This window comes from Streptosporangium sp. NPDC020145, assembly GCF_040631275.1.
GTDB lineage: Bacteria > Actinomycetota > Actinomycetes > Streptosporangiales > Streptosporangiaceae > Streptosporangium.
The window spans coordinates 121,952-135,843 of record NZ_JBEXZT010000012.1 but is presented as its reverse complement, the minus strand read 5'-3'; the positions used below and the strand labels follow the sequence as shown (position 1 = coordinate 135,843).

The 13,892-nt window shown below is 70.8% G+C and carries 13 protein-coding genes; 11 read left to right on the top strand and 2 right to left on the bottom strand.

What is annotated here, in order from left to right; genetic code table 11:
- Positions 1-31: 31 nt before the first annotated feature.
- On the bottom strand, positions 32-1,462 hold the full coding sequence (locus ABZ463_RS22675) for an amino acid permease (RefSeq protein WP_362778624.1): 1,431 nt from the start codon (positions 1,460-1,462) through the stop codon (positions 32-34).
- A 123-nt stretch (positions 1,463-1,585) separates the two neighbouring features.
- Entirely contained in the window at positions 1,586-1,855 is a 270-nt protein-coding gene (locus ABZ463_RS22670; RefSeq protein WP_352008944.1) for a DUF3040 domain-containing protein, read from the bottom strand.
- Between the two features lie 280 nt (positions 1,856-2,135).
- Between ABZ463_RS22670 and pyrR the strand changes: the two genes are divergently transcribed.
- The 11 genes from pyrR (at position 2,136) to rpoZ (ending at position 13,891) form a co-directional block, all read left to right on the top strand.
- Positions 2,136-2,705, top strand: coding sequence for a bifunctional pyr operon transcriptional regulator/uracil phosphoribosyltransferase PyrR (gene pyrR / locus ABZ463_RS22665; RefSeq protein ID WP_352008945.1), 570 nt, complete (start codon positions 2,136-2,138; stop codon positions 2,703-2,705).
- Positions 2,702-3,634: an aspartate carbamoyltransferase catalytic subunit gene (locus ABZ463_RS22660; protein WP_352008946.1), complete on the top strand. Its 933-nt coding sequence runs from the start codon at positions 2,702-2,704 to the stop codon at positions 3,632-3,634. Before pyrR ends, ABZ463_RS22660 begins: the two co-directional genes overlap by 4 nt.
- A complete protein-coding gene (locus tag ABZ463_RS22655) occupies positions 3,631-4,926 on the top strand; it encodes a dihydroorotase (RefSeq protein WP_352008947.1) in 1,296 nt (431 codons plus the stop codon). The genes ABZ463_RS22660 and ABZ463_RS22655 overlap by 4 nt, the downstream gene beginning before the upstream one ends.
- Before the next feature lie 202 nt (positions 4,927-5,128).
- On the top strand, positions 5,129-6,277 hold the full coding sequence (carA, locus tag ABZ463_RS22650; RefSeq protein WP_352008948.1) for a glutamine-hydrolyzing carbamoyl-phosphate synthase small subunit: 1,149 nt from the start codon (positions 5,129-5,131) through the stop codon (positions 6,275-6,277).
- Positions 6,270-9,563 carry a carbamoyl-phosphate synthase large subunit gene (gene carB / locus ABZ463_RS22645; RefSeq protein ID WP_352008949.1) on the top strand — a complete coding sequence of 1,098 codons (3,294 nt, stop codon included), beginning with the start codon at positions 6,270-6,272 and terminating at the stop codon, positions 9,561-9,563. The genes carA and carB overlap by 8 nt, the downstream gene beginning before the upstream one ends.
- A gap of 230 nt (positions 9,564-9,793) precedes the next feature.
- Entirely contained in the window at positions 9,794-10,645 is an 852-nt protein-coding gene (locus ABZ463_RS22640) for a dihydroorotate dehydrogenase electron transfer subunit (RefSeq protein ID WP_352006960.1), read from the top strand.
- Positions 10,635-11,609 (top strand): dihydroorotate dehydrogenase, encoded by a 975-nt coding sequence (locus ABZ463_RS22635; protein WP_352008950.1) that lies wholly within the window; start codon positions 10,635-10,637, stop codon positions 11,607-11,609. Before ABZ463_RS22640 ends, ABZ463_RS22635 begins: the two co-directional genes overlap by 11 nt.
- Positions 11,606-12,319 (top strand): orotidine-5'-phosphate decarboxylase, encoded by a 714-nt coding sequence (pyrF, locus tag ABZ463_RS22630; RefSeq protein ID WP_352008951.1) that lies wholly within the window; start codon positions 11,606-11,608, stop codon positions 12,317-12,319. The genes ABZ463_RS22635 and pyrF overlap by 4 nt, the downstream gene beginning before the upstream one ends.
- Positions 12,320-12,518: 199 nt before the next feature.
- On the top strand, positions 12,519-12,842 hold the full coding sequence (gene mihF, locus ABZ463_RS22625) for an integration host factor, actinobacterial type (protein WP_184714603.1): 324 nt from the start codon (positions 12,519-12,521) through the stop codon (positions 12,840-12,842).
- 139 nt (positions 12,843-12,981) lie between these two features.
- Positions 12,982-13,614: a guanylate kinase gene (gene gmk, locus ABZ463_RS22620; protein ID WP_362778614.1), complete on the top strand. Its 633-nt coding sequence runs from the start codon at positions 12,982-12,984 to the stop codon at positions 13,612-13,614.
- A gap of 13 nt (positions 13,615-13,627) precedes the next feature.
- Positions 13,628-13,891 carry a DNA-directed RNA polymerase subunit omega gene (gene rpoZ / locus ABZ463_RS22615; RefSeq protein WP_352008953.1) on the top strand — a complete coding sequence of 88 codons (264 nt, stop codon included), beginning with the start codon at positions 13,628-13,630 and terminating at the stop codon, positions 13,889-13,891.
- Position 13,892 lies beyond the last annotated feature (1 nt).

Genomic DNA, 13,892 nt, shown 5'->3' with positions numbered 1-13,892 from the left:
CCTCCGTGCTGGCCTCGTGATGGCCGGTCGGTCAACGGTCGTGCCCGGCCGCCGGTACGGCGGCCTCACCTCCCGGGCCGTACTCGCCGCGTCTGGCCTTGGTCCAGATGTAGACGGGGATGCCCACCAGGAGCATCAGGAATCCGACGAAGATGGCCTGGGTGCCGGCGCCGTACGTCATCCAGAAGGCGAACAGGACGGCGAGGGCGGTCACGGCCAGGTCGCGGCCGAGCCTGGCCCCCTTGACCTCGCGGGCCCCGGTGACCAGCCAGAACAGCTGGGCGCAGGCGGAGAAGAAGTAGGGGATGACGGTGGTGAAGGTGGCGATGAGCAGGATCCTGTCGAAGCCGCCCTCCGAGCCGAGATAGTTGTAGAACACGACCAGCGAGGTCAGCGCGGTCCCGGCGACGATGCCGACCCAGGGCGCGCCGCGGCGCGACCGCCGGGCGAAGACGGAGGGGAACAGGCCGTCCCTGGCGGCGGCCATCGGCATCTCCGCCACGAGCATGGTCCAGCCGTTGATGGCGCCGATGCCGGAGACGATCGCGCAGGCGGCCATGACGCCGCCGCCGACGCTCCCGCCGAACATGGCGTTGATCGCGTCGGCGAAGGGGGCGGTGGAGCCGACGAGCGCCTGGTGCGGGACGACGCCGAAGACGGCGACCGTGCTGAGCATGTACATCGCGGCGCAGATCAGCACGCCGTAGACGCTGGCCCTGCCGATGTTGCGGGCCGGGTCCCTGACCTTCTCCGCGACGATGGTGACGCTCTCCACGCCCGAGTAGATGAACAGCGCCAGCGCGCCCGCGGTGGACAGGGCCGCGATCCAGGAGCCGCCGGTCGCCACGAAGGGGCCGAAGTCGGCGCCCCGCATGAAGAACAGGCCGACCACCGCGACGAAGACCAGCGGGACGAACTTCAGCACCGTGGTGACCAGCGCGAAGACGCCGATGTTCCGCACACCGCTCAGGTTGATCAGCGCGGGGACCCACAGGGCGACGAGCGCCAGGGCGATCCGGGCGGCGGGGGAGTCCCAGCGCAGGAAGTAGCCGACGTAGTTGACCCAGACGACGGCGATGGCGGCGTTGCCGATCCAGGCGGTCAGCCAGAACGACCAGGCGTTCCAGAAGCCGGAGAACTCGCCGAAGGCGTCCTTGGCGTAGGCGTACGGCCCGCCGCCCTCCGGCAGGCGCGCGCCGAGCCTGCCGAACACCACGGCGAGCGCGACGGCGCCGATCGAGACCAGGGCCATGGCCAGGATGCTGACGGTGCCGTAGGCGGCCAGCGAGGCGGGCAGCAGGAACACGCCCGTGCCCACGATGTTGCCCACGATCAGGGCGATGGCCGCGGGCAGGCCGAGTTTGCCGTGTTCCCCGGCGATCTCCTCGGCCGCCTCGTCGCGGATCACTCCTTCTTCTGCGGCGGTGCGCCCTCGCGGACGGTCGCCGAAGGAATCTCCCATCCCACGCCCCCTGGCACGCATCCCCCGCACTGCCCGTTTCGGGTGCCGATAACCAATGGGGTCCCCAACGGGGAAAGGTGCGAAACCCGTCCTACCAGGGCGGACGGCGCGCGGAGCCGGAGGTCAGCCGCGGGTCAGCGCGTGGGTGGGGGAGGGGGCGACCTCGGCGGCCGAACCCGAGATCGGGGGAAGCAGCACGGCCATGATCGCCATGATCGCGGCCAGCAGGGCGACGGGGATCAGGACGCCGGGGAAGGCGCCGCGGCGGGCGGGCAGGGGCTCGGCGGTGACCGCGCCGGTCGCGAACGACGACAGCGTCTCGGCCAGGAGGGGGTCCTCGCTGTAGATCCGGTCGGCGATCCCGTCGAGGGCGCGCTTTTCGCGAGCGGACAAGCCCATGGTTCTCGATTCCCCGGTGGCTGACGATGACCCGAAGGATTTTAATGGCACTTTGTCGGGTTTTGCCAAGCTAGGGAGGTAGATCTTCGTCCATCCAGAGATGTTGATCAATACCATGAAATATCCGGATTGTAGGCATCTGGGCTATATGTGTGGTTTGTCGTGGTTGGAGGGTCAAGGGGGCGCTTCAGGAGCATCGCCGGGCGGCTGCTAACGTGAGGACGTCAGCTTCCTTTAAGACCCGTCCCGTGAGGCGGGAAAGGTGGTGTTCGCATTGGCTGATGCCGTTTCGCATGCCCGCGGGGGCGCGCACGCGGTCCTCGAAGGACCCGACATCAATCGCGCGCTGATCCGCATCTCCCACGAGATCCTCGAACGCACCAAGGGTGCCGAGGACATCGTCCTGCTGGGGATCCCCACCAGGGGCGTTCACCTGGCCCGCCGCCTGGCCGGCTACATCAGGCAGTTCGAAGGCCGTTCCGTGCCGGTCGGGTCCCTCGACGTCACCATGTACCGCGACGACCTGCGCCTGCGGCCCGCCCGCGCGCTCGGCCGCACCGAGGTGCCCGCCGACGGCATCGACGGCAGGATCGTCGTCCTCGTCGACGACGTCCTCTACTCGGGCCGCACCGTCCGCTCCGCCCTCGACGCCCTCAACGACCTGGGCCGTCCGCAGGCCGTCCAGCTCGCCGCCCTGGTGGACCGGGGCCACAGGGAGCTGCCGATCAGGGCCGACTACGTGGGCAAGAACCTCCCGACCTCCAAGTCCGAGATCGTCAAGGTCTACCTGGAGGAGAACGACGGCCGCGACGCCGTCCTGCTGCTGAAGGAAGACGACAAGTGAAGCGGCACCTGATCTCGGCGGCCGACCTGAGCCGTGACGACGCCCTGCTGATCCTGGACACCGCCGACGAACTGGCGAAGATCTCGGAACGTTCCATCAAGAAGCTGCCGACCCTGCGGGGCCGTACGGTGGTCAACCTCTTCTTCGAGGACTCCACCCGCACCCGCATCTCCTTCGAGGCCGCGGCCAAGCGCCTGTCCGCCGACGTCATCAACTTCTCCGCCAAGGGGTCGAGCGTCTCCAAGGGGGAGTCGCTGAAGGACACCGCGCTCACCCTGGAGGCCATGGGCGCCGACGCCGTCGTCATCAGGCACGGCGCCTCGGGCGCCCCGCACCGCCTGGCGAACTGGGTGCGCGGCAGCGTCGTCAACGCCGGGGACGGCACCCACGAGCACCCGACCCAGGCCCTGCTCGACGCCTTCACCATGCGCCGCCGCCTCGGCTCGCTCGACGGCAGGAAGGTCACCATCGTCGGCGACGTCCTGCACAGCAGGGTCGCCCGCTCCAACGTGCTCCTGCTGGCCACGCTCGGCGCCGAGGTGACCCTGGTCGCCCCGCCGACCCTGCTGCCGGTGAGCGTCGGATCCTGGCCCTGTGAGGTCTCCTACGACCTCGACGCCGTGCTGCCCAAGTCCGACGTGGTGATGATGCTGCGCGTGCAGCGCGAGCGGATGAACGCCGCCTTCTTCCCCACCGAGCGGGAGTACAGCCGCCGCTACGGCCTCGACCGCGAGCGCGTCGCCCGGCTGCACGACGAGGCCGTCGTGATGCACCCCGGCCCGATGAACCGGGGCATGGAGATCGCGGCGGAGGTGGCCGACTCGCCCCGCTCGACGATCGTCGAACAGGTCACCAACGGTGTGACCACCCGCATGGCCGTCCTTTACCTGCTGCTCGGCGGCGCCGACCTCGGAGGAGAGATCCAGTGAAGACCATCGTCATCAAGGGCGCCAGGATCCTCGGCGGAGAGCCCGCCGACATCCTGATCCGCGACGGAGTCTTCGCCGAGATCGGCCAGGACCTGAGCGGGGACGAGACCGTCGACGCCACCGGGCTCATCGCGCTGCCCGGCCTGGTCGACCTGCACACCCACCTGCGCGAGCCGGGCCGCGAGGACGCCGAGACCGTGGAGAGCGGCACCCGCGCCGCCGCGCTCGGCGGTTACACCGCCGTGCACGCCATGGCCAACACCGACCCGGTCGCCGACACCGCGGGCGTCGTCGAGCAGGTCTGGCGCCTCGGCCAGGAGGCGGGCCACTGCGACGTGCGCCCGGTCGGCGCCGTCACCGTCGGGCTCGACGGCGAGCGCCTGGCCGAACTCGGCGCGATGGCCGACTCGGCCGCGCGGGTGCGCGTCTTCTCCGACGACGGCAGGTGCGTCTCCGACGCGGTGCTCATGCGCCGCGCCCTGGAGTACGTCAAGGCCTTCGACGGCGTGGTCGCCCAGCACGCCCAGGAGCCGCGCCTGACCAAGGACGCGCAGATGAACGAGGGCGCGGTCTCCGGCAGGCTCGGGCTGACCGGCTGGCCCGCGGTCGCCGAGGAGGCGATCATCGCCCGCGACTGCCTGCTCGCCGCGCACGTCGGCTCACGCCTGCACGTGTGCCACCTGTCCACCGCGGGCTCGGTCGAGATCGTCCGCTGGGCCAAGTCGAAGGGCTGGGACGTCACCGCCGAGGTGACCCCGCACCACCTGCTCCTGACCGACGACCTCGTCGAGGACTCCCCGGTCGGCTCCTACAACCCCATCTACAAGGTGAACCCGCCGCTGCGCACCCGCGCCGACGTCGAGGCGCTGCGCGCGGGCCTGGCCGACGGCACGATCGACTGCGTCGCCACCGACCACGCCCCGCACCCGGTGGAGGACAAGGAGACCGAGTGGGCCGCCGCGGCCATGGGCATGATCGGCCTGGAGACCGCGCTGTCCGTCGTGCAGGAGGCCATGGTCGAGACCGGGCTGCTCGACTGGGCGGGTGTGGCCGAGCGCATGTCGTCCGCCCCGGCCAGGATCGGCCGGGTGGCCGAGCACGGCGGGCCGATCGAGGTGGGGGCCCCGGCCAACGTCACCCTCTACGACCCGGCCGCGCGCGCCGAGGTCGACCCGGCCGGATACGCCTCCAAGAGCCGCAACACCCCCTACCAGGGCAGGAGCCTGCCCGGCAGGGTCGTGGCGACCTTCCTGCGCGGCAGGCCGACCGTCCTGGACGGAAAGATCGCGTGAGGCCCGGCCCGAGCGGGCCTGCCGTACGGCTGTGCCGTCCCGGCGTCGCCCCCGCGGCGTCAGGGCGCCGTCGCGACCCCGCAGCCGCAGGGTGTCGCCGCGGGTGGCGCGAGGCCGTCCCACATCATGGAGAGACACCTCTCAGGTGCGCCAGATATTTCATACTTTGCGGAGCAATGACCGAGATGATCGGGGTGTTCGAGTGACCGCAGTGCTAGTGCTGGAAGACGGCCGCGTCTTCCACGGGACCCCCTACGGGGCCCAAGGTGAGACCTTCGGCGAGATGGTCTTCAACACCGGGATGACCGGCTACCAGGAGACGCTCACCGACCCCTCCTACCACCGCCAGATCGTCGCGATGACCGCGCCGCACATCGGCAACACGGGGGTCAACGACGAGGACCCCGAGTCCTCGCGCGTCTGGGTCTCCGGCTACGTGGTCCGCGAACCCGCCCGCATCCCCTCCAACTGGCGTTCGAGGCGCTCCCTCGACGACTACCTGAGGGACCAGGGCGTCGTCGGCATCGCCATCCCCGGCACCCGCGCCCTCACCCGCCACCTGCGCGAACGCGGCGCCATGCGCGCGGGCGTCTTCTCCGGCGAGGCCCTCGCGCCGGTGGAGGAGCTCCTCGCCCGGGTCAGGAACAGCCCCGCCATGGAGGGCGCCGACCTCGCCGAGGCCGTCTCGACCGCCCAGCCGTACGTGGTGCCGGCGGTCGGGGCCAAGCGCTTCACGGTCGCCGCCGTCGACCTCGGCATCAAGGCGATGACCCCGCACCGGATGGCCGAGCGCGGCTGCGAGGTGCACGTCCTGCCCGCCTCCAGCACCGCAGAGGACATCCTCGCCCTCGACCCCGACGGGGTGTTCTTCTCCAACGGCCCCGGCGACCCGGCCACCGCCGACCACCAGGTCGAGGCGCTGCGCGGCGTCCTGGAGGCGGGCAAGCCGTTCTTCGGCATCTGCTTCGGCAACCAGATCTTCGGCCGCGCCCTCGGGCTCGGCACCTACAAGCTGCGCTACGGCCACCGCGGGGTCAACCAGCCCGTCCAGGACCGCCGCACCGGCAAGGTGGAGATCTCCGCGCACAACCACGGCTTCGCCGTACGGGCCCCGCTCGACGGCTCCTTCGACACGCCGTACGGCCCGGCGGAGGTCAGCCACGTCAACCTCAACGACGACTGCGTCGAGGGACTGCGGCTGATCGACAGGCCGGCCTTCAGCGTCCAGTACCACCCGGAGGCCGCGGCGGGCCCGCACGACTCCGCCGGGCTGTTCGACCGCTTCTGCGCCCTGATGGAAGCGACGCAGGAAGAGACAGGGAACACGACGAGGGGGAACAAGGGTGCCTAAGCGTACGGACATCCAGTCGGTCATGGTGATCGGCTCGGGGCCGATCGTGATCGGGCAGGCCTGCGAGTTCGACTACTCGGGCACCCAGGCCTGCCGCGTGCTGCGCGCCGAGGGCTTCCGCGTGATCCTCGTCAACAGCAACCCGGCCACGATCATGACGGACCCCGAGTTCGCCGACGCGACCTACGTCGAGCCGATCACCCCGGAGATCGTCGAGAAGATCATCGCCAAGGAGCGCCCCGACGCGCTGCTGCCCACCCTGGGCGGCCAGACCGCGCTCAACACCGCGATCGCCCTGCACGAGGCCGGTGTCCTGGCCAAGTACGAGGTCGAGCTGATCGGCGCGGACGTGGACGCCATCCAGGCGGGCGAGAACCGCGAGATGTTCAAGGACATCGTGACCAAGGTCGCCGCCGAGCACGGTCTCAACGCCGAGTCGGCCCGCTCGTTCGTCTGCCACACCATGGACGAGTGCCTGGCCGCCGCGGGCGAGCTCGGCTACCCGCTGGTCGTGCGGCCCTCCTTCACCATGGGCGGCGTCGGCTCCGGCTTCGCCCACGACGAGGAGGGCCTGCGCAGGATCGCCGGCGCCGGCCTGGACGCCTCCCCGACGACCGAGGTGCTCCTTGAGGAGTCCATCCTCGGCTGGAAGGAGTACGAGCTGGAGGTCATGCGCGACAAGGCGGACAACGTCGTCATCGTCTGCTCCATCGAGAACCTCGACCCGATGGGCGTGCACACCGGCGACAGCGTCACCGTGGCCCCCGCGCTGACCCTCACCGACCGCGAGTACCAGAACATGCGCGACGTCGCCATCGCGGTCATCCGCGAGGTCGGCGTCGACACCGGCGGCTGCAACATCCAGTTCGCGGTGAACCCGGCCACCGGGCGCATGATCGTCATCGAGATGAACCCCCGCGTCTCCCGCTCCAGCGCCCTGGCCTCCAAGGCCACCGGCTTCCCGATCGCCAAGATCGCCGCCAAGCTGGCCGTCGGCTACACCCTGGACGAGATCCCCAACGACATCACCAGGGAGACCCCGGCCTCCTTCGAGCCCTCGCTCGACTACATCGTGGTCAAGGTGCCGCGCTTCGCCTTCGAGAAGTTCGCCGGGGCCGACCAGACCCTGACGACCCACATGAAGTCGGTCGGCGAGGCCATGGCCATCGGCAGGTCCTTCCCCGAGGCCCTGCAGAAGGCCCTGCGGTCCCTGGAGAAGAAGGAGTCGACCTTCACCTGGGCCGGGGAGCCCGGCGACAAGGACGCGCTGCTGACCGCCTGCCGTACGCCGCACGACGGCAGGCTGCGGACCATGCAGCAGGCCATCCGCGCGGGCGCCACGGCCGAGGAGCTGTTCGAGGCGACCGCGGTCGACCCGTGGTTCCTCGACCAGCTCTACGCGATCGACGAGATCGCCGCCGAGGTGCGCCAGGCGGAGGACCTCACCGCCGAGATCCTCGTCAGGGCCAAGCGGTACGGCTTCAGCGACACGCAGATCGCCGAGCTGCGCGGCGCCGACGAGCCCGGGATCCGCGCCCTGCGGCACGCGCTGGGCGTACGGCCCGTCTACAACACCGTGGACACCTGCGCGGCCGAGTTCGCCGCCCAGACCCCCTACCTCTACTCCACCTACGACGAGGAGACCGAGGTCCCGCAGGGCGAGCGCCCCAAGGTCCTCATCCTCGGCTCCGGGCCCAACCGCATCGGCCAGGGCATCGAGTTCGACTACGCCTGCGTGCACGCCTCCTTCGAGCTTTCGGCCGCCGGGTACGAGACCGTCATGGTCAACTGCAACCCGGAGACCGTCTCGACCGACTACGACACCTCCGACCGGCTCTACTTCGAGCCGCTCACCCTGGAGGACGTCCTGGAGGTCGTCCACGCCGAGCAGCAGAGCGGCCCCGTCGCGGGCGTCATCGTCCAGCTCGGCGGCCAGACCCCGCTCGGCCTGGCCCAGGCGCTCAAGGACGCCGGGGTGCCGATCGTGGGCACCTCGCCCGAGTCGATCCACCTCGCCGAGGAGCGCGGCGCGTTCGGCCGGGTCCTGGCCGAGGCCGGGTTGCCCGCGCCCAAGCACGGCACCGCCGTCACGGTCGAGGAGGCGCTGGAGATCGCCGAGGAGATCGGCTACCCGGTGCTGGTCCGGCCCTCCTACGTCCTCGGCGGCGCGGGCATGGCCATCGTCTACGACGACAGCACGCTGTCCACCTACATGGCCAGGGCGGGCGCGGCCAGCGACCACCCGGTCCTGGTGGACAAGTTCCTCGACGAGGCCGTCGAGATCGACGTGGACGCCCTGTTCGACGGCGAGGAGCTCTACCTCGGCGGCGTGATGGAGCACATCGAGGAGGCCGGCATCCACTCCGGCGACTCGGCCTGCTCGCTGCCCCCCATGACGCTCGGCAGTCACGACATCAAGCGCATCCGCGCCGCGACCGAGGCGATCGCCAGGGGCGTGGGCGTGCGGGGCCTGCTGAACGTGCAGTACGCCCTGTCGGCCAACATCCTGTACGTCCTGGAGGCCAACCCCAGGGCCAGCCGTACGGTGCCGTTCGTCTCCAAGGCGACCGCGGTCCCGCTGGCCAAGGCGGCGGCCAGGGTGATGATGGGCGCCACCGTGGCCGAGCTGCGCGCCGAGGGCATGCTCCCGGCGGAGGGCGACGGCGGCACCCTGCCGCTCGACGCGCCCATCGCGGTCAAGGAGGCCGTGCTGCCGTTCAACCGGTTCAGGGGCGTCGACACCGTGCTCGGCCCCGAGATGCGCTCGACCGGCGAGGTCATGGGCATCGACGAGTTCTTCGGCACCGCCTACGCCAAGTCGCAGGCCGCCGCCTACGGCTCGCTGCCCACCAAGGGAAGGGCGTTCGTCTCGGTCGCCAACCGCGACAAGCGCGCGATGGTCTTCCCGGTCAAGGCGCTGGCCGATCTCGGCTTCGAGATCCTCGCCACCGAGGGGACCGCCGAGGTGCTGCACCGCAACGGCGTCCAGGCCAAGGTCGTGCGCAAGCAGAGCGAGGGGCCGGGGCCCGACGGGGAGCCGACCATCGGCGGGCGCATCCTGGACGGTGAGGTGGACCTCATCGTGAACACGCCCTTCGGCAGCCCCGGCCAGTCCGGACCCAGGCTGGACGGCTACGAGATCCGCACCGCGGCGGTGCTGCGGGGCGTGCCCTGCATCACGACCGTCCAGGGGCTGGCGGCGGCCGTACAGGGCATCCAGGCCATCGTCCGCGGTGATGTGGGCGTGCGGTCGCTGCAGGAGCACGCGCGGCGGCTGCGGGGCTGAGCCGGCCCGGTTCGGCCCGGTGGTCCTCCCGCGGCGGACGAGGACCGGTCCCGGGCGTGGAGAATGAGGAGCCGGACGCGGACCGCGGGCGCGTCCGGCAGGCGGGACGGGTGAGCGGCGGCAGGCCGCGGGGCCCGCTCCGCGCCGTGCGAGGGACCGGACGTCACGGAGACGAGAACACCTGCGGGGTCGACGCCTAGGCGGAGGTGAGAGAGACGGCTGTTACTCCCGTGCAGGTGACGGGCACGGTGCTGACGACGCGCCGGGTCGACGCCTACCACGCGCTGACCGTGGTCGCGCCCGGCGTCGCCGAGCGGTTCAGGCCGGGCCACTTCGTCTCGGTCGCCGTCGGCGGGCCGCAGACATCGATGCTGACGCGCCGGGTCTTCTTCGTCCACGACGTCAAACCCGACTACGGCGGCACGGTCGAGTTCGTCTTCACCGTCAGGGGGCCGGGCACGGCCTGGCTCGCCGAGCGCCGCGCCCGCGACACTCTCGACCTGGTCGGCCCGCTCGGCAGGCCGTTCCCGCTGCCCCGCGACCCCGCGACCTGCGTCCTGGTCGGCGCCGAGTACGGCTCGGCGACACTGTTCACCGTGGCCGACGCCCTCCAGCAGCGCGGCTGCCGCGTCGACTTCGTGCTCGGCGCGGCCTCGGCCGACCGGGTCTTCGGCGCGCTGCGCGCCAGGAGGATGGGAGAGACGACCACCCTGACCACGGAGGACGGTTCCCTCGGTATGCGCGGCAGAGTGGCCGACGTGCTGCCCGGTGTGATCGCCGACGTCAGGGCGGACGCGGTCTACGCGTGCGGCCCGATGGAGACGCTGCGCGGCGTCACCGCCGTCGCGGTCGAGTTCGACATCCCGGTGCAGGTGGCCGTCGAGGAACGGATGGCCTGCGGGATCGGCGTGTGCATGACGTGTGTGCTGCCGGTCATCGGAGACGACGGCGTCACCCGGATGGTGCGCTCGTGCGTCGAAGGACCGGTCTTCAGAGGCGAGCGCGTCCGCTTCGACGACGTGGGGACCATCCCGTTCGACGCGCTGGGAGCGCCGGGTGGGGGAACACGGAATGTCGGTTGACATGCGGACCTACCTGGGGCATGTGGAACTGGCCAACCCCATGACCACGGCCGCGGGGTGCGCAGCCTCGGGGGCCGAGCTGGCCCAGTTCTTCGACCTGGCCAGGATCGGCGCCCTGACGACCAGATCGATCACCATGGCCCCCAGGGCGGGCAGGCCGACCCCCAGGGTCGCCGAGACCCCCTCGGGGCTGCTCAACGCCGTCGGCCTGCAGGGGCCGGGCATGGACGCCTTCCTGGAACGCGAGCTGCCCTGGCTGGCCCAGCGGGGGATAAGGACCGTGGTCTCCATCGGGGGCGGCACCGTCGCCGAGTACACCGCGCTGGCCCGCAGGCTCACCGACGCCCCCGGGGTGACCGCCGTCGAGGTCAACCTGTCCTGCCCCAACATCGAGGACCGGGGCAGGGTCTTCGCCCGTGACGGGGCCGCCTCCGCCGAGGTGGTCGCCTCCGTCCGCTCGGTCATGCGTTACGACGTGCCGGTCGTGGCCAAGCTGTCGCCGGACGTGATGGACATCGTGAGCGTGGCCAGGGCGTGCGTCGACGGCGGCGCCGACGCCCTCTCGATGATCAACAGCCCGATCGGCATGAGCATCGACACCGAGGCCATGCGGCCCTCCCTGGCCGCGGTCACCGGCGGCCTGTCGGGACCGGCCATCAGGCCGCTGGCCGTACGCTGCGTGTGGCAGGTGCACGCGGCACTGCCCAGCGTGCCCATCATCGGCATGGGCGGCGTGCTGACCGGCAGGGACGCCTTCGAGCTCATCCTGGCGGGCGCCTGCGTCGTCGCCGTCGGCACCGCCCTGTTCCACGACCCCTACGCCTGCCTGCGTGTCCTGAGAGAGCTTGAGGAGCTCCTGGCGGCGCGCGGTTTCCACCGGCTGGCCGACGCGGTCGGGCTGGCCCATCGCCCGCCGGGCGCTTCCGCCCGGAACCGGATAGACCTGGAGGAGAGTTCCCTGTGACGCCCGCACCCATCGCCGTAGCCCTGGACGCGCCCGACCTGGAGACCGCAGCCCGCTGGGCGGGCATGGTCACCCCGCATGTCAGCACCGTGAAGGTCGGGCTCGAACTCTATCTCCGCTACGGCCCCGAGGTGATCGCCTCGGTCAGGGGCGCCAGCGGCGTCCAGATCTTCCTCGACCTCAAGCTGCACGACATCCCCAACACGGTCGCCGGCGCGGCCAGGGCCGTGGCACGGCTCAAGCCCGCCATCCTGACCGTCCACGCGGCCGGAGGCCCCGCCATGATCAGGGCGGCCGTCGAGGCGCTGCCCGACACCCGGATCGCGGCCGTGACGGTGCTCACGTCGCTGTCCGCGGCCGATCTGGAGCGCGTCGGCCTGGAGGGCTCTCCCGACGACGCCGTGCGCCGCCTGGCCTCGCTGGCCGTGGGCGCGGGTGCCCAGGCCCTCGTGTGCTCACCCCGCGAGGTCGCCGCGGTGCGGGCAGAGGTCGGCCAGGACGTCACCCTGATCACCCCCGGCGTCCGCCCCGCCGGTTCTGAGACTCAGGACCAGGCAAGAGTAGCGACTCCGGAGAGGGCTTTGGCCGACGGGGCCGATCTTCTGGTGATCGGCCGCCCGATCACCGGCGCCGCCGACCCCGGCGCGGCCGCCGCGGGAATCGCCGCCGCGCTGCGCAGAGCCCTCTCCTCGGCCGGTGGGAACGCCTGATCCGGGATGTGATCCACGCCCCCGTAAAACACGGAGTTGAGGGTTGTTTCATCGACACTCGGCGACTTTCACGCTACACAAAGTGACGAAGTAGATTTTCTAAGGGAAGAAACTGGTCTTGACGTTGCTTGAAGCGCGATGACCAGCTAGTTTCCCTTCCCGTCCGAGTACATCGACAGGAAATTCGAGGTGACCCGGCGTGGCTCTTCCTCCCCTTACCCCTGAGCAGCGCGCCGCAGCCCTAGAGAAGGCTGCCAAGGCCCGCCGAGAGCGTGCCGAGGTTAAGAACCGCCTGAAGCACGGCGCTATCTCTCTGGCTGAGGTGCTCAAAGACGGGCAGGCTGACGACGTCATCGGCAAGATGAAGGTGTCGGCTCTTCTGGAGTCGCTCCCCGGCGTGGGCAAGGTCCGCGCCAAGCAGCTGATGGAGCGGCTTGGCATCGCAGAGTCCCGCCGCGTGCGGGGCCTGGGAGCCAACCAGCGGGCGTCCCTTGAGCGTGAGTTCGGCGGGGCCGAGGGCTAGTCTCGGTCCGGTACGGACACGCTCATCCGCGCCTGGCGCGGGAACGGCATCACGGGGGGTTGTGGAGTTGACCGGAACATCGTGGTCCGACGGGAGTCGGGCTCCGGGGAAGACCGCTGAGAGCGGGTCCGGCGGCTCCGTGTCCCCGGTCGAAGGTCCGGAGGGGGCTGGAGCCTTCCCCGGGCCGACCGGCAACCGCCTGACGGTCCTCTCAGGGCCGTCAGGCGTTGGCAAGTCCACGGTCGTCGCCGAGCTTCGGCGGGCACACCCCCAGGTGTGGCTGTCGGTCTCGGTGACCACCAGGAGGCCCCGGCAGGGTGAGACCCACGGGGTCGAGTACTTCTTCGTCGACGACGCGGAGTTCGACCGCCTGGCCGCCTCGGGCGAGCTGCTCGAATGGGCGGAGTTCGCGGGCAACCGGTACGGCACGCCGCGCGGCCCCGTGCTCGCCAAGCTCGCGGCCGGGGTGCCCACGCTCCTGGAGATCGACCTGCAGGGGGCCCGTCAGGTCCGGGCGAGCATGCCGGAGGCACTGCTGGTCTTCCTCGCCCCGCCGAGCTGGCAGGAGCTGGAGAAGCGCCTGCGGGGCAGGGGCACCGAGCCCGAGGACGTCATCGCCCGCCGCCTGGCCGCGGGCCGGATCGAGATGGCCGCGGAGCAGGAGTTCGATCTCTCCCTGGTGAACACGTCCGTCCAGGAGGTATGCCACAGGCTGATAGCCTTGTTGGCTGATGCTCCCGAGGCTTCGAGCCCCGGACGTTCACCTAACTAGGGGAAAACACAACGTGGCAACGAACGCGGCCTACTCCGAAGGCATCACCAACCCGTCGATCGACGCCCTGCTGGAGATCGTCGACAGCAAGTACAGTCTGGTGATCTTCGGTTCGAAGCGCGCCCGTCAGATCAACGCCTACTACTCCCAGCTCGGCGAGGGCCTGCTGGAGTACGTCGGGCCGCTCGTGGAGACCCACGCCCAGGAGAAGCCGCTGTCCATCGCGCTGCGCGAGGTCAGTGAGGGTCTGCTGACCTCAGAGCCGATCGAGGGCTAGT

Coding starts and splice junctions, on each gene's coding strand:
- ABZ463_RS22675 (WP_362778624.1), bottom strand. CDS start 1,462: ATGGGAGATTCCTTCGGCGACCGTCCGCGAGGGCGCACCGCCGCAGAA.
- ABZ463_RS22635 (WP_352008950.1), top strand. CDS start 10,635: ATGTCGGTTGACATGCGGACCTACCTGGGGCATGTGGAACTGGCCAAC.